The sequence below is a fragment of the Undibacterium pigrum genome, assembly GCF_003201815.1.
In the GTDB taxonomy this organism is placed as follows: Bacteria; Pseudomonadota; Gammaproteobacteria; order Burkholderiales; family Burkholderiaceae_D; genus Undibacterium; species Undibacterium pigrum.
Genome location: NZ_QJKB01000003.1, coordinates 25,683 through 41,024 on the forward strand (window position 1 = coordinate 25,683; position 15,342 = coordinate 41,024).

The following is a 15,342-nucleotide window of genomic DNA, read 5'->3' on the forward strand; positions in this document are numbered from 1 at the left end:
TTTGTTAAGCATGGCTACTTTCGCCATTAAGGCACAGAAACAAGTGACAGTGGCTCAAGGCAGATTTATGATGGCTGTGTTAAAGCCATGTCTGCCCCGGGAGTAAAGATGTATTTGCCGCCACACACAGCCATGCTGACTGCCATACTTTTGTCTTTGTCACTTACAGCGCATGCTGCCGCAGACATCGAAGAAGACGATGACCTGAAAGCCATCTATGGCGACAAACTGACTGTCAGCATTGCCACTGGCAGCCAGAAATCATTGCGGCTGGCACCAGCCGTCACCAGCGTCATCACAGCTGCAGACATCCGCGCCATGGGTGCAACTGACCTTGACCAGGTAATGGAAACCGTGGCTGGCATGCATGCAGAAAAAATTGGCGCCAACAATTTTGCGGCCTATGTATTGCGCGGCATTATCAATGAACTCAATTCGCAAATTCTGGTATTGCAAAACGGCGTGCCTATGACGGTGCTGCTGACCGGAAACAGGTCGCGCCTGTGGGGGAGCTACCCCTTGCAGCACATCTCCCGCATAGAAATCATACGCGGACCAGGCTCGGCTTTATATGGTGCAGATGCCTATAGTGGCGTCATCAATATCATCACCAAAACATCGGCAGAGATACGGGGCACAGAATTTGGTATCAGCGCAGGTTCGTTTTCAACGCGCGATGCCTGGATACAGCATGGTGGCAAGCTAGGCAGCGTGGATGTTGCTGCTTATTTCCGTGCTGGCAAAACCGCGGGCCATGCAGAGATCATCACTGCTGACGCACAGACCGGGCTGGACCGTGTCTTTGGCACACATGCCAGCCTGGCACCTGGCCCTGCGAATAATGGCCATGACGCTGTTGATGCCTTCCTTGATCTCAGTTATGAGAAATGGCGCTGGCGCAGCAATTTTATCCTGCGCGATAACATAGGTACCGGGACAGGTACTTCTTCGGCACTTGACCCCAGCGGTAAACTAAAAAGCCAGCGCCTCACATCAGATTTGTCCTGGAGCGATAATCATATCGGCCAAGACTGGTGTCTGGGTTTCAATATGAGTTATTCGCAATACCTGCAACGCTTGCCCTCACCTCTGGTTTTGTATCCTGCGGGGGTTACTTTCCCAACTGGTAATTTCCCGGATGGGATCATAGGCGCGCCCAATACTTCAGAGCGGCAATTACGGGCTTCTGCCTATGCCGTATATACAGGCTGGCGTGACCACCAGCTACGTGTCGGTATCGGGCATGATGACCTCAACATGTACGACACCTATGAATTCAAGAATTTTCTGATCACTCCGGCAGGCTTGCCACAACCAGCGGGTGCGGTACAAACTTACACGGGTGCGTTGGCATTTCTGGAGCCGCACCGCCGTAAGGTAGATTATGTGTATGCTCAGGATGAATGGCAATTCGCGCCCGACTGGAATCTGACTGCTGGTATCCGGCATGATAATTTTTCTGATGTCGGCAGCACCACCAACCCGCGTATAGCGCTGGTGTGGGAAGCGGCGTATAACCTGACTGCCAAGCTCCTGTATGGCCAGGCTTTCCGTGCGCCGTCTTTTAACGAGCTTTACAGTATCAATAATCCTGCACAACGCGGCAACCCGTCCATACAACCCGAAAGCATCAAGACCCTGGAAGCCGCCCTGATCTGGCAAGCACGCCATGACCTGCAGGCAAAATTCAATATTTTTCAGTTCAGGATGAAAAACCTGATACGTACCGTGCCCAATGCGATCAAAGGCACAGGCAGCTCCTATGCCAATACCAATAGCCAGGAAGGGCATGGCATGGAAACTGAATTGAACTGGCAGGCCAGCCGCCAGTTACGCCTGAGTGGCAACTACAGCTATCAGGTCAATACTGACCAGGTCACCAATCAGGATGCTGGATATGCGCCGCATCACCATGTATTTGCCCGCGCTGACTGGCAATTTGCGCAAGACTGGTTATTGAGCCCGCAATTCAACTGGGTGGCAGGACGCAAACGCACCTTCGGTGACCTGCGTCCACCAGTGGCAGATTACAAATTGATTGATCTCAGCCTGCGCACCAATGCCGGTGCCTGGGAAGTATCCGGCAGTATCCGCAACCTGATGAATGTCGACGCGCGTGAACCCAGCTTTGCGCCTGGCAGCATTACCAATGACATACCGCTGCCAAAACGCAATTTCTATATCCAGCTACTGTATAAAATGTAAATACTGTAGATGGGTTTGGTGCTGGCTGATGATATTTTTCAGCCAGCATTGGGTACAATAGTGCCGGGACGTTCGCCACTATCTAGTCAACACCAGCCCTATTTTGCAGACACCAATCAATTATCAGGTTTTCCCCTCTCATCCCAGGTTATCCCCATTGCTCATGTATGTCATGACAGTAGAGCTGGATGATTGCGAGGTATTTTTGCCTGCCACTTTATGCCCCTCCATCATGCTGTTCGCCAAAGGCGGTGCTACGGTGATACATGCTGACCAAAGCGAAATGGTCGCAGAGCGTTTCTTTTTACGCGGGCCTATGATGGAACCAGCGCATGTGCGTTACCAACCCGGCACACTTTCAGTCTCTGTCTGCTTTCGTCCTGGCATGTTGCAACAAGCCACAGGCATCAATGTTGCAGAGATTGCTGGCAATGCCTTGCCCTTTGACAAACTGGCCAGTGCTGAACGGCTACAGCAGTTTTTGCATGCTTTAGATGGACTGCATGACACGACAGCCATCGTCACCCTGTTCCAGGAATTTTTGCTGGATGTGCTCGATACCCGCCCCAGAAGCAGCATAGGTGCGGCGTTTCTGGCTGCGCACAAGAAAATTTTCTTCCCTTTGCTGCAATTGTCCGAGCACTTTGGCATAGGGCAAAGACAACTGGAGCGTCGTGTAAGGGAAAATTTTGGCGTCACCCTGCGCGATGTCAGGCGCATCGTCAGGTTTGGTTTTTCCCTGCCTGCCATCATCAATCCAGATGTCAGTTGGGGAGACCTGACCCAGATTGCTCAGGATACCGGTTACTACGACCAGGCGCATATGCACCGCGAATATGTAGAGCTGGCTGGTATTCCGCCTGCACATCTGCGGCAAAAAATCAGTGGCCGTGACCCGGCTTACTGGATTTATCTGATGCCGGAAGAAGATTTCAATAAACTTTTTTTATTGATAGATTGACGGGTCGGTACAAATTCGACGGCTTGATACAAGCAATATCCTGGTGCGATAAGTAGACTGTTTTCCATCACCACAATGGGAAATGCGATGACTACACCAGAAGAAAATGCCAGCCTGCGCCAGCCAATTACGGTACGCCAGTTAAAGATTGATTTGTCCAAAGGATTTTCACGTCACTGGCTGGGCGGTGATGCCTTTCGCACGCAATTATTCAATGCACAGTCTTTCAGCTTTCCTCTGGGTGAACAATATTTTATTGATAGTGTCAAGGCAGCCCTGCCTCTGCTCCATGATGAACAACTGAAACAAGACATCAAGGGTTTCATAGGCCAGGAGGCCAGTCACCGGCATATTCATGCACAATACAATCAGCATCTGAACACCCAGGGCCTGAGCTATTTTATTGAACCCTTTGTCAAATGGCGCATACGCAGTGCCGCCGGTCTGGGGATTAAAAGCAATCTCGCCATCACCATGGCGTATGAGCATATTACGGCGATTTTTTCCGATGGTGCCCTGAATGAACCTTGCTGGATAGGCGATGCAGAAGAGCCTCTGAAAACTTTATGGACCTGGCACTCCATAGAAGAGACCGAGCATAAATCCGTGGTCTACGACACCTATCATGCAATAGGTGGCGGCTATCTGCAACGCATTGCCTGGTTTGTGTATGTAATCATGCTATTCAATATCGACACGACGATACAAACCATGCATTGCCTGTATCGCGATGGCGAACTATTCAGACCCAGGACCTGGTGGCTGGCACTGAAATATTGTTTTCGCCCGCGCGGCCTGGTGTGGTTTTCATTGCCGCATTTGCTTGCGTATTTCAAACCCGGCTTTCAACCCTGGCAACGCGACAATCGCCATTTGACTGAGCAATGGCTCAATGAAAAAAACAGCAGTTACCGCGAAATTGGCAAACAGCTAGGAACTTGAATACCTAATTCATATAAATAATTTATTCAGTTTATTTTTGCATGCCAAATATTTTTGGTATCAACTGCAGTCCCCCAAAAACAAAAACTCGCCTTTAGCGAGTTTTTTGTTTTTGTTTTACATCTGAATACCAGTGAACAACTTAGTGCTGCAACAAGGCATTCACTTCTGCCAGATCTTCTTCCTTCAGTGTGCCCGCGGCTGATTTCAAACGCAGACCATTGAGGATAGTGTCATAACGCGCTTTCGCCAGTGTCTGACGCGTTGTGTATAACTGTTGTTGCGCATTCAGTACGTCAATATTGATACGTACACCAACCTGATAACCAAGCTTGTTGGATTCCAGAGCTGACTGGCTGGAGATTTCAGCCGCTTCATAGGCCTTGACCTGGGCCAGACCGGAAGTTACTCCAACAAAGGCCTGGCGCGCACCTTGAGCTGCTGCACGGCGGGTAGTTTCAAAATCATTGCGCGCTTTTTCTTGCAAGGCTATCGCTTCTTTCACACGGCTGTCGACAGCAAAACCTGAGAAAATAGGGATATTCCATTGCACGCCAATTTGCGTAGTCTTGTTAACACCAGGCGCGCTAGGATTTGTCGCACCTGCATTGGAAGTGCGTCCAGTACTGGCAACCAGATCAACAGTAGGGTAATGACCAGCGCGGTTTCTTTCAATTTCACGCTTGGCAACCTCGACATTGACCTGCGAAGCCACGACATTGAAATTTTGCTTTTCAGCAGAATTGACCCATTCATCCACTACTGCGGGTTGCGGAGCATTGAGTTTAACGCCAGCCCTTAGCTGTGCCAGTTCACCCGCTTCCTTGGCGATGATTTGCTGCAAAGCTGCGCGCTTGACCTGCAAATCACTTTGACCGGCATACTCCTGCGCAGTCACCAGATCGTAACGAGCCTGCGCTTCATGGGTATCGGTAATCGTCGATGTACCAACTTCAAAATTACGCTTGGCGGAAGCCAGTTGTTCAGAAATCGCGCTCTTTTGTGCGCGCAGGGTTTCCAGCGTATCTTGCGCAGCCAGTACATCAAAATATGCCTGTCCAACACGGATGATCAGATCCTGTTTAGCCTGCTCAAATTGCGCCTGGCTGATCAACAAAGATAATTTACTTTGTTCATAAACCTGCCAGTTGCCCCAGTTGAACAGGGGTTGCGACAATCCCAACGTCCAGGTATTCGTGACACCGGTAAAGGTACGGCTGCCACTGACTACATCATTCTCGGCTTCTGTACGCGCCTTGCCATCACTGCCTTTCAGAGCGATACCTGGTAACAGACCGGCGCGGCCTTGCACAGGTTTTTCCTGACCAGCAGTCAGGGCGGCGCGGGCACTTGCATACTGCGCATCATTTGCCAAAGCATCCTTGTATATTTGCAGCAAATCAGTCGCATTTGCATTCATCGTCAAGAAGGCTGAGGCCAGCAGTGTGGCAAGAATAGGATTACGCATGTAAGGCTCCGAAAAAAAGTAAATTAATAAGTGGGCATACCCGTATCGACTTGTTGTGCCCATGCATGCACACCACCAGTCAGATTAATTGTTTGGGTATAGCCCTGACGCTCTAAAAAATTTGCTACCTGCATACTGCGCCCGCCGTGATGGCAAATACAGACAATCACGTCATCCGGTTCCAGTTCATGAAAGCGAACTGGCACTGTCTGCATGGGCATCAATTGCACACCGGGGATATGACAAGTTTCATACTCCCAAGGTTCCCGCACATCGAGTAAAACCGGGGCTTTTTTACTACTATCGTTTAACCATTGTGCCAATTCAGTTGCAGTAATATTTTCCATGCCATGTCCTCTGTTTTCTTTTCAGGATTACAGGCTGAAATGTGAAACTGGTTTGGCACCTGCGGCAGCTTCCACCACGGTTTCAAACAAGTTTTGTTTACTTACTGCAGTTGCAGAAGTGCGCGTGAATAACTGTGCTGTCATCGCAGGTAACTGACCAACGAATGCCAGCAAACGGCCACCGACATTCAATTGCTGTTGCAGATGTTCAGGCAATTGTTCCAGCCCACCAGCGATGACGATGGCATCGTAGGCACCCGTGTTTTTATCGCTGAAAGCATCTGCCAGAACAACATCAACATTACTGACATGATTGCGGTGCAAATTATTGGTCGCCAGTTCATGCAAGACCTTGGAAGATTCCAGCACGGTTACGTGACGGCCACGGTAAGCCAGCAATGCCGCCAGATAACCTGTGCCTGCACCGATCAGCAAGACATTTTCCTGTTTCTTCAACACCAGTTCTTGCAGGATGCGTGCTTCCAGCTTCGGCGTCATGGCCTTGCTGCCATCAGGCAAAGGCAATTCTGTATCAAAGAAAGCCAGGCTTTTTTGTTCTGCCGGGAAATAATCTTCGCGTTTAACCACAATCAGCATATCCAGCACTTCCTGGTTCAGCACATTCCAGGGGCGGATTTGTTGCTCTATCATGTTGAAGCGTGCTTTTTCGATATTCATTTCTATACTCGATTGCAAAATTGATGGAAACGGCATTTTATCAAAGCGCTTGGACAGTTTGACGATTACCGCGCCATTTTTGCGTAATCCACAGCCCTAAATCATCCAGATAGGTATAAATCACAGGAACTACGACCAAAGTCAGCAATGACGAAGTGATAATCCCGCCTATCACAGCCTGCCCCATGGGTGCGCGCTGCTCAGAACCTTCAGACAGGGCAAATGCCAGTGGCACCATGCCAAACACCATCGCCAGCGTCGTCATCAGGATGGGGCGCAAGCGCACATGAGCAGCTTCCAGCAGGGCTTCCATGCGGTTCATGCCTTCTTTTCTTGCCTGATTAGCAAAATCTACCAGCAAAATAGCATTCTTGGTAACTAATCCCATCAACATGATGAAACCGATGATGGAAAACATGTTCAGCGTAGAGCGGAAGAACATCAAAGCCAGGAAAACACCAATCAAAGTCATGGGCAGGGCCGACATGATGGCTATCGGTTGCAGGAAGCTGGCGAATTGTGATGCCAAAATCATATAAATGAAAATCACTGCCAGGGCCAGGGCTGACAAGGCATACCCAAAAGACTCAGTCATGTTCTTGGTGGCACCACCCATCTTGTAGCGATAGCCCGGTTGCCATTGCATGCCATCCAGCACTTTTTTGACTTCGGCACTGACTTCACCGGCAGAACGGCCCACCACATTGGCAGACAGCTCCACTTCGCGGTTCAGGTCACGACGGTTGATCTGGTTGGCACCTGTCGATGGCTTGATGTCTGCTACCTGGCGCAAAGGCACCATTTTTGGTGAACCGTCTGCGTTGGTTTGCGTGCTGCTGAGCATCAGGCGCGACAAATCCTCAGGGTTATTTCTGTCATTTGGCGACAGGCGCACGGTGACATCATAGTTTTCATCATCCGGTGCACGCCAGGTCGTGGCAATTTCACCTGCCAGCAAAGGCCGCAAGGCACCACCTATCTGGGCCACTCCTACCCCCAGGTCAGCAGCGATATCACGGCGCGGTTGCACCGAGATGGTCGGCTTTTGTGCCTTGAGGCTGGAATCCAGATCGACCAGTCCAGGAATAGCGCGCAATTTGTCCTGCACCTGCTCGGACAATTTCGCCAGTTCACCGAGATCACTGCCCTGTAGACTGAAACGCAGGTTCTTGTTATCGCCACCAACGCCATCCAGTGCACCGATATGCGTGACCGTGATACCAGCTATCTGGCTCAGGCGGGTGCGCAGTGGTACTGACATCTGGCTGGTAGTCCTGGCCCTGTCCTTGCGAGGAACAAGACGGATAAAGGTGGTCACATAATTCTTACCCTGTGCCGAACCGGTATTGACCGTGCTATAGGTATCCAGCACTTCAGGGAATTCCTTCACGACCGCCTCTACCTGATGCACCTTGGTCTCAGTCAGCTCCAGCGATGAACCCACTGGCGTATAGTAATTGACACCTGTTTCAGAATAATCAGCCTGCGGTACAAATTCTGAACCTATCAAGCCTGTACCCGGAATTGCCAGTCCGAGGAAAAAAGTCAGTGCGGCAATCAGCAAGGTCTTGATGCGGTGCTTGAGCGACCAGCGCAACATCACCTGATAGCCGCGCGAAAACCATTGCACGCCACGCTCAAACTGCTCCAGCACTCGGCCTATGCTATTCGCATACCAGCCTTTGCGAATGGACTTGCCCTTTTCATCGACGGTCGGATGACCGTGAGCATCCGGGTCTGGCCAGATGGATGACAGCATAGGATCCAGCGTAAAAGACACAAACATGGAAATCAACACAGCGGCGGTAACGGTAATACCAAACTGATGGAAGAAGCGACCGATAATGCCGCCCATGAAACCCACGGGCAAGAACACCGCGACGATAGAAAAGGTCGTCGCTAAAACTGCCAAACCTATCTCCGCCGTACCCTCCAGCGCTGCCGTATGGTGATCCTTGAACTTGCCATTCACCTTCATGCCCGCATGACGGACGATGTTTTCACGCACGACGATGGCATCATCAATCAGCAAACCCACGCACAGCGACAAGGCCATCAGGGTGATCATATTGATGGTAAAGCCAAACATGTCCATGAACAGGAAGGTACCTATCAAGGCCACCGGCAAAGTCAGGCCAGTGATGACCGTTGAGCGCCACGAATTCAGGAACAGGAAGACGATCAGGATGGTCAGTGCTGCACCTTCGATAAGGGTGCGACGCACATTCTCTACACCTACGCGTATCTGGCGCGAACCATCCTTGATGACTTGTACTTTGACACCGGGATATTGCGCCTGCAATTGCGGTTCCAGCGCCTTCAATGCATCGGTCAGGCCATTCGCAACCTCAATCGTGTTCTGCCCCTGCGCCTTCAAAATATCCAGTGCCACGGTGCGCTGGCCGTTGTACAGAGCCAGGCTCTCTTGTTCTTCCTGTCCATCCACCACAGTGGCGACTTGCGACAGCATGACAGGCTGGCCGCCACGACGAGCAACGATGATGCGGGCAAAGTCTTGCGGGTTCTTGATACGGCCCTGTATCTGCACGACTTTTTCATTATCGAGTGCACGGATGGCACCGGTAGGCAATTCCTGGTTTTCATTACGCAAGGCATTGATGACCTGATCGACACCCAGACCCAGCGATTCCATTTCACCAGGCTTGAGATAAATCTTGATCTCACGTTTGACACCACCAACCAGGGTAACTGAACCCACACCACGTACATTTTCCAGACGCTTTTTCACCAACTGGTCACCGATAGTGGTCAGTTCACGGAAGTCACGCTTCTTGATCTTGTCGTCATTCGTGACCGAGACCGAGAAAATAGGCTTATCAGAAGGGTCATAACGCGTCACCCTTGGCTCTTTGACTTCCTTGCGAAAGCCTGCCTTGATCAGGGCGACTTTTTCACGCACGTCCTGCGCTGCCTGCGCAGGGTCGACCGTCAGGTCAAACTCCATGATGACGACAGAAGTACCTTCGTAAGAGCGCGAAGTCAAAGCACTGATACCGTTGATGGTATTGACAGTTTCTTCAACCTTGCGGGTAATGTCTGACTCTATGGTCTCAGGTGCGGCACCTGGATAATCAGTCTGGATCACCACGACCGGGAAAGTAATATCGGGGAACTGGTCAACCCGCAAACGCTTGTAAGAGAACAAACCCAACACCACAAAGGCCACCATCATCATGGTCGCCAGCACTGGATTGCCTATGCTGATACGTGTGAACCACATGATTACACCTTGCCTGTCGTGGTTGTCGTCGTTGTCGTGATAATCAGCTTCACGGCCACGCCTGCACGCAGGCGACCCAGATTGGCTTTGACTACCCTGGCTTGTGGTGCCAGGCCAGACAGCACCTCAACTACCGGCTTGCCCTGGCTTTCGCCACGCAGACCCAGCTTGACCGGTTTTTGTTGCAAGACATTATTTTCTATCGCATACACAAAAGCTTGTTCGCCTTCATACTGTATGGCTGTTTCTGGCACGCTCAGTACTTCTGATTTTTTATCGACCACCAGTTGCGCCTCGCCAAACATACCTGCACGCAAAATGGTATCGGGATTGGCGACCTGGACATAGGTCATGATGGAGCGTGAACCTGCCGTTGTGGCCGGATTGATGCGCACTACCTTGCCATCAACTGTCGCTGGCACGCCTTCTATTTTCAATTGTACAGTCTGGCCAATTTTGATGCTGGCAATATCCTGCGTTGGTACTGGCGCTTCCATTTCCAGCATGCGCAAATCGACTACATCGAGCAAGCGGTTATCCGGGGAAATTTTTTCGCCCGGTTGCACCATGCGGTTGCTTATCATGCCTGAGATGGGGGCACGTATGACGGTATCTGCCAGCGCTTTTTGCGCCACGGCCAGTGCGCCTTTGGCGCTGTCTACGTTGGCCAGGGCAATGGCATATTGATTATTGGTATTGTCATAGGCATTCTTGGAAATGAAGCTTTTCTCCAGCAAGGCCTTGTTATTATCGCGTGCGAGACGGGCTATTTCCATTTGCCCCTGGGCAGCGGCCAAAGCACCTTTGGCCTGCTCTTGCCGCGCCAGGTAATCACTGCTGTCCATCTTGATCAGTACCTGACCAGCCTGAACGGCTTCGCCTTCACGCACCAGCACTTCAGTAATATCGCCTGCCACTTTGGCTTTGACAGCAGCCTGGTTAACGGCACGCAAGGCACCGGACAAGGCCAGCAGTTTTCTGACTTCAGAATTGCCAACTTCGACGATATCAGCAGGCAAAAATTCCAGCACAGCCGGTGATGCTTGCGTGCTCACGGCAGCAACACTTGCCGAAGCGGGCACGACATTACCCTGAGATTTTTTCTTCATCAGCACCATGCCCGCCGCTACTAGCAGCACAACGGCAATGATCCAGAAAGTCTTGCGTTTTAACATGCTTGTTTTCCAAAAAGTAAAGGTTTCATGGCCTGGGCTAAGATGGTAAATAAACTATCCAGGTCGTAAAAAACCCTGACTTTAAAGCCTGACACTATGTGAGGGTCAAGCAACGCATGTAATTCAGTTGGTAAAACTCATTTCATCAACTATTTTTTAACAACAAACTATGTAAAGCCATGTCTATATAGTGCTCAATATAGGTGTCGAGTTTATCCGGCTCTATATTGCACACTCCTTGTGAATGCTTCCAGATCATCATCATGATCATGGGGGCTATCAATAACCTGGCATCTATCTCCACGTCCACATTGCGTATTTCGCCGCGTGCCAAGCCACGTTTGAGCATGGTCATGACCAGGTTTTCACCGCGGTTAATGACCTCTTCCTGGTAAAATCTCGCAAGCTCAGGGAAATTCCCCGCTTCTGCCATCATCAGCTTGGGTAAGCCTGACAATTTGGTATTACCTATGCTGTTCCACCAGGTACTCATGACCAGACGGAACAGTTCTTCACTGCTGCCTTCAAACTGGTCAATCACACCTTCCGCTTCGCCCAGCAAGGGGACGATGCTTTCCCTTACCACTGCCTTGAACAACTCTTCCTTACTGGAAAAGTACAGGTACAAGGTGCCTTTGGAGACGCCGGCAGCCCGTGCCACATCATCCAGACGTGTAGCGGCAAAGCCGCGCTCAACAAACAAATCGAGGGCAGCAGCGAGTAATTCTTGTGGACGAGCATCCTTGCGGCGCTCCCACTTGGGCTTCAAATGGCATAACATAATAATAACAACTCAATTAACTTACTTTTGAGTCAGTAATATAGTCCGCGCCCAGTTCAGCGTCAAGATAAACACTCTTGCCAGGTTCTAATAAACCCTTGAACGGATCAATAAAGTCTCGAACAGTCACCAGACCTCTCATGGAAGCAATAAGAGATGCATATTAAGCAAGTACAAATTGTACGCAATGGCAACTATCACGCACATTGAGCTAGCTTAGAAATAATTGCGATACCTAAGTTTCGAACTGATCTTCGGTTACTTTGCCAAGCAACTTCGGTTTGTGCAATTGCTATGCGACAGGATGCAAAATTTAGTAGATCAAACATAAGAATTACGGAACAGGCTGCAGATATATAACAGCCACTCTTTAGAAAATGCAAAGAAAGCCCTTCAATTTGCGTGAAATTTGACTAGCCAAGATTTCTTGAAGCAGTCAATTATTTCGAGAACTTATTTTGCATTAGCAGGCAGGACTATCCATATTTCGGATTTTCTTCCATGATTGGTCGCTTTATTAAATTCCTCTATAAGCTTGTCGCCATCGTTGATTTTTGCCTCAACTTCGACAGCTAATGCGGTACGTCATCAGAAGGACTCCGTAGAAATTAAATTACATATTCAAATTTACATCCGCCTGGTTTTGCAAGCAGACAGTTAAATTCTTTATAGTTCGGATACGCCCATTGCTGTGGTTTTTACGAAATTTTTAGGGCTACACTGATACGCTTGCTCTCTGAAAAAATGAAGGCCGAGTCAGCACAATGATATTGACCGAGCCAGACGTAATTTTGAATGAGTAAGCAACCATGAAACTTCAACACATCATTTGCCACATGTCTGCGATGGTGATTGCGTATGGCATCGTACTTGTACTGCCTATGTTATTTGATTATGCGTTTGATACTTGCACAGAGCTTGCAGTTATTGTCTGGCTCAATATAGGATTGCTTGTCATGCGGGTGAGAAAGATCCCCTTCCCCTCCCCAGACCTGCGCCATATCGACGTTAAAGGAGGTTTGAAGGTGCTATGGTGGGCTGTCTTTTGGCCAAACTACATGCGCTAGAGCAGCGGTGATATTGCTCCCAGAAAAGGAGCCAGAACGGCGTCGGACCTTGACTGACGCATGCTGATTCCATGTTATCGCAAGCAAATAAGCAACTTAAAAACTGGGAAGATCATCCCTGAGCAAAAAATGCAGTCAGCTGCGGCAAGCAACAAACACAGCAGTACAAAATCTCTGCTACGCATGGAAAAGATCACCGCAATCAGGTCGATACTGGCGCAATACTCCAGGATGCAAAATTCTCCAAAACAGATTCGATATCCTTGGCTGCGCAGAGCCGTTTTCTGGATGGTAAATCGCAGACAAAACCGGCAACATCGGCAAGTAATTGCAAATGTTCGTCCATCCTTTCTTTCGGAAAAAGCAGGACAAATAATTCTGTCACAAGTAATCCGTCAGGGCTGTCGAAATCAATGGGTGTGGCAAGGCTAGCATAGACCATCATTGGGTGATGCAGTGCGCTGATTTGGGCATGTGGTAGCGCGACGCCTTTGCCCAGTGCCGTCGATCCTAATTTTTCACGCGCACAAAGACTTCCCCAAATTAGCCCACGGTCAATTTGATGCTGCTTTTCCAATAGTGCTGCAATATGCACCAGCGCCTGAGTCTTGTCTTCCACGCACAAATTCAACAGGATGTTTTCAGGGTAGAGATATTTCGAAAATGAATTCATGTGCAAACAAAATCGACAGATAACAGACTGGGAATATCGGCAACGCCCCCAGCTCCACAACTCCCCCGAGTCAACTGGCATGCTGTATGCAAGTTTCTGCGGAGTCGAATTGTGGTGACGATACGCCATTTCACGTAAAAATTTCGTAAAAATTTTCTTTTTTTTGGGCGAAATTTCCGAGTTTTTGTCAATCTTTCAGTAACGTATTCAAGCGGGAAATTTCATCCGAAAAAAGGGATAAATAATTACTTGTTGTTGACGTGTACCACCAGGAAATTGACAGTTTTTTTGCTGGACCCGGTAGCATTGATCTTAACGAATTGTGCTTTCCCCGAGGTTATTCTTTAATAAACGTGATGCAAATTAGTTTATTTGGAAGTAGAGATAAGTTACTTCCATAAGTAGCAGTATCAAAAGACTGATTCCAAACACTGGCATGGCCACTCCCAAAGCCAGTGTGATCACCCACATCCACCAGGAAATAACACGCATATGCTTACTCTCCAGTTTCGGCGCAGAAAGCGACCCAGCTTTGCGGCGTTGCAACCACATGACATAGCCTGACACAACAGAAAAAATCACGTTTAAACCCACCAACACCAGTAGTGCCTGATTCCACAAGCCAAATTCACCACGATGAAATGGAATGCCAACAGCAGTAGCGCGGGACAGGACTGGCATCTGCTCCCAGCCAGACTGGAACAAGGTATTGCCGCTGTAAGCATCCAAAATCAACTGAAAGCGTTTGCCAGGCTGGCTGCGATCATAATTGTCTATCTTCCATACACCGCTTTCAGACTTTGGCGGTGTCAATTGCATCTGTACATCAGATGCCTGATTTTTTGCTTGTTGATATACCGCTTGTATGCTCAGTGCCGAGTTACCATTGATAGCAACAACGGACTTTAAGTCTTTCGGTGCTCTCGGTGTATTTTGTGCAGCCGCATTCTGCACTATGCGGAAGTTTTCCCCTGCATATTTAGCCCAGGTCAGGCCGGTTAGCAAAATAATCAGAGTGACTAAGCCCAAGACGATACTTAACATGCTATGCAGGTAGCGCCAGGTAACCCGGCGATTATTGCCACTGTATTGCAACACGCTGCGCCAGCTAGCTTTTCCACGTGGCCACCACAGATATATACCAGTGATCATCATCATGAGCATCCAGCTGGCTCCCAGTTCTATGATCCAGCGCCAGCCATCCCCTTGCAGCATATTGGAGTGCAGTTTGCGTGCCCAATTACGGAAGCGTCCTGATTCCAGAATACTTCCCTGTATTCTGGCAGTACCAGGATCCACATAAACAATCAGGTTTTCCGAACCGGCGCTATGCTCAATACCCTCGACCTTGGCAGCTTTTGAAGCTTCAGGCATCTGATGTCCCTGGTGTTCTTCATACCCATTCGGCTTACTATTCTCTGTATTGGCAGTTTTTTTTTCGCGCTGTCTTTGTTCGCCAAAGATCACTTGTGTGGTTTCGCCTTCAACATAAGCGGGGACGATGGATTTGATTTGCTTGCCCGGAAAGGCTGTCATTGCCGCATCAACTTGCTGATCAAGTGGCAAAGCAGCCCTGATTTGCGCAACTTTATCCAGCTCGGCATGTTTCCATGCTTCGATCTGCGGTGTAAAAATGTACAGGATGCCAGTCAGCGCCGCAAACAAGACGATAGGTGCAGTCAGCAAGCCGGACCAAAAGTGCAAGCGCCAAAAGACTCTGTGTAATAAAGCGCTTTTGTTGGCATGCTGGATATCCAGGTTACTCATTTTGTCACTCCAGAATTCTTAAGAAGAAGTAGGCGGA

General features: G+C 49.4%; 12 protein-coding genes. 4 read left to right on the forward strand and 8 right to left on the reverse strand.

The window, feature by feature from the left end; genetic code table 11:
* Positions 1 to 108: 108 nt before the first annotated feature.
* The 3 genes from DFR42_RS11020 to DFR42_RS11030 all read left to right on the forward strand — a co-directional run bounded on the left by DFR42_RS11020 (position 109) and on the right by DFR42_RS11030 (position 4,108).
* Positions 109 to 2,205: a TonB-dependent receptor plug domain-containing protein gene (locus tag DFR42_RS11020; protein ID WP_245936921.1), complete on the forward strand. Its 2,097-nt coding sequence runs from the start codon at positions 109 to 111 to the stop codon at positions 2,203 to 2,205.
* A gap of 163 nt (positions 2,206 to 2,368) precedes the next feature.
* A complete protein-coding gene (locus tag DFR42_RS11025; RefSeq protein WP_110255049.1) occupies positions 2,369 to 3,166 on the forward strand; it encodes an AraC family transcriptional regulator in 798 nt (265 codons plus the stop codon).
* 87 nt (positions 3,167 to 3,253) lie between these two features.
* The gene (locus tag DFR42_RS11030) at positions 3,254 to 4,108 is read left to right on the forward strand and encodes a metal-dependent hydrolase (protein WP_170133485.1); all 855 of its coding nucleotides are present in this window, start codon (positions 3,254 to 3,256) and stop codon (positions 4,106 to 4,108) included.
* Between the two features lie 142 nt (positions 4,109 to 4,250).
* Here DFR42_RS11030 and DFR42_RS11035 read toward each other — a convergent pair whose 3' ends face one another.
* The 6 genes from DFR42_RS11035 to DFR42_RS11060 all read right to left on the reverse strand — a co-directional run bounded on the left by DFR42_RS11035 (position 4,251) and on the right by DFR42_RS11060 (position 11,798).
* On the reverse strand, positions 4,251 to 5,576 hold the full coding sequence (locus tag DFR42_RS11035; RefSeq protein WP_110255051.1) for a TolC family outer membrane protein: 1,326 nt from the start codon (positions 5,574 to 5,576) through the stop codon (positions 4,251 to 4,253).
* 23 nt (positions 5,577 to 5,599) lie between these two features.
* Positions 5,600 to 5,923: a rhodanese-like domain-containing protein gene (locus tag DFR42_RS11040; protein ID WP_110255052.1), complete on the reverse strand. Its 324-nt coding sequence runs from the start codon at positions 5,921 to 5,923 to the stop codon at positions 5,600 to 5,602.
* A 27-nt stretch (positions 5,924 to 5,950) separates the two neighbouring features.
* On the reverse strand, positions 5,951 to 6,601 hold the full coding sequence (locus DFR42_RS11045) for a protein-L-isoaspartate O-methyltransferase family protein (RefSeq protein ID WP_110255053.1): 651 nt from the start codon (positions 6,599 to 6,601) through the stop codon (positions 5,951 to 5,953).
* A gap of 40 nt (positions 6,602 to 6,641) precedes the next feature.
* Entirely contained in the window at positions 6,642 to 9,842 is a 3,201-nt protein-coding gene (locus DFR42_RS11050) for an efflux RND transporter permease subunit (protein WP_110255054.1), read from the reverse strand.
* Positions 9,843 to 9,844: 2 nt separating this feature from the next.
* Positions 9,845 to 11,017, reverse strand: coding sequence for an efflux RND transporter periplasmic adaptor subunit (locus DFR42_RS11055; protein WP_211324268.1), 1,173 nt, complete (start codon positions 11,015 to 11,017; stop codon positions 9,845 to 9,847).
* Between the two features lie 145 nt (positions 11,018 to 11,162).
* Complete coding sequence (locus DFR42_RS11060) at positions 11,163 to 11,798, reverse strand: TetR/AcrR family transcriptional regulator (RefSeq protein WP_110255055.1); 636 nt, start codon at positions 11,796 to 11,798, stop codon at positions 11,163 to 11,165.
* Positions 11,799 to 12,607: 809 nt separating this feature from the next.
* Between DFR42_RS11060 and DFR42_RS11065 the strand changes: the two genes are divergently transcribed.
* The gene (locus tag DFR42_RS11065) at positions 12,608 to 12,865 is read left to right on the forward strand and encodes a hypothetical protein (RefSeq protein WP_110255056.1); all 258 of its coding nucleotides are present in this window, start codon (positions 12,608 to 12,610) and stop codon (positions 12,863 to 12,865) included.
* Positions 12,866 to 13,067: 202 nt separating this feature from the next.
* Here the strand turns inward: DFR42_RS11065 and DFR42_RS11070 are convergent, their stop codons facing one another.
* Entirely contained in the window at positions 13,068 to 13,538 is a 471-nt protein-coding gene (locus DFR42_RS11070) for a PTS sugar transporter subunit IIA (RefSeq protein ID WP_170133486.1), read from the reverse strand.
* Between the two features lie 363 nt (positions 13,539 to 13,901).
* On the reverse strand, positions 13,902 to 15,305 hold the full coding sequence (locus tag DFR42_RS11075) for a PepSY-associated TM helix domain-containing protein (RefSeq protein WP_110255058.1): 1,404 nt from the start codon (positions 15,303 to 15,305) through the stop codon (positions 13,902 to 13,904).
* Positions 15,306 to 15,342: the final 37 nt, after the last annotated feature.

Coding starts and splice junctions, on each gene's coding strand:
- DFR42_RS11020 (WP_245936921.1), top strand. CDS start 109: ATGTATTTGCCGCCACACACAGCCATGCTGACTGCCATACTTTTGTCT.
- DFR42_RS11025 (WP_110255049.1), top strand. CDS start 2,369: ATGTATGTCATGACAGTAGAGCTGGATGATTGCGAGGTATTTTTGCCT.
- DFR42_RS11030 (WP_170133485.1), top strand. CDS start 3,254: ATGACTACACCAGAAGAAAATGCCAGCCTGCGCCAGCCAATTACGGTA.
- DFR42_RS11035 (WP_110255051.1), bottom strand. CDS start 5,576: ATGCGTAATCCTATTCTTGCCACACTGCTGGCCTCAGCCTTCTTGACG.
- DFR42_RS11040 (WP_110255052.1), bottom strand. CDS start 5,923: ATGGAAAATATTACTGCAACTGAATTGGCACAATGGTTAAACGATAGT.
- DFR42_RS11045 (WP_110255053.1), bottom strand. CDS start 6,601: ATGAATATCGAAAAAGCACGCTTCAACATGATAGAGCAACAAATCCGC.
- DFR42_RS11050 (WP_110255054.1), bottom strand. CDS start 9,842: ATGTGGTTCACACGTATCAGCATAGGCAATCCAGTGCTGGCGACCATG.
- DFR42_RS11055 (WP_211324268.1), bottom strand. CDS start 11,017: ATGTTAAAACGCAAGACTTTCTGGATCATTGCCGTTGTGCTGCTAGTA.
- DFR42_RS11060 (WP_110255055.1), bottom strand. CDS start 11,798: ATGTTATGCCATTTGAAGCCCAAGTGGGAGCGCCGCAAGGATGCTCGT.
- DFR42_RS11065 (WP_110255056.1), top strand. CDS start 12,608: ATGAAACTTCAACACATCATTTGCCACATGTCTGCGATGGTGATTGCG.
- DFR42_RS11070 (WP_170133486.1), bottom strand. CDS start 13,538: ATGAATTCATTTTCGAAATATCTCTACCCTGAAAACATCCTGTTGAAT.
- DFR42_RS11075 (WP_110255058.1), bottom strand. CDS start 15,305: ATGAGTAACCTGGATATCCAGCATGCCAACAAAAGCGCTTTATTACAC.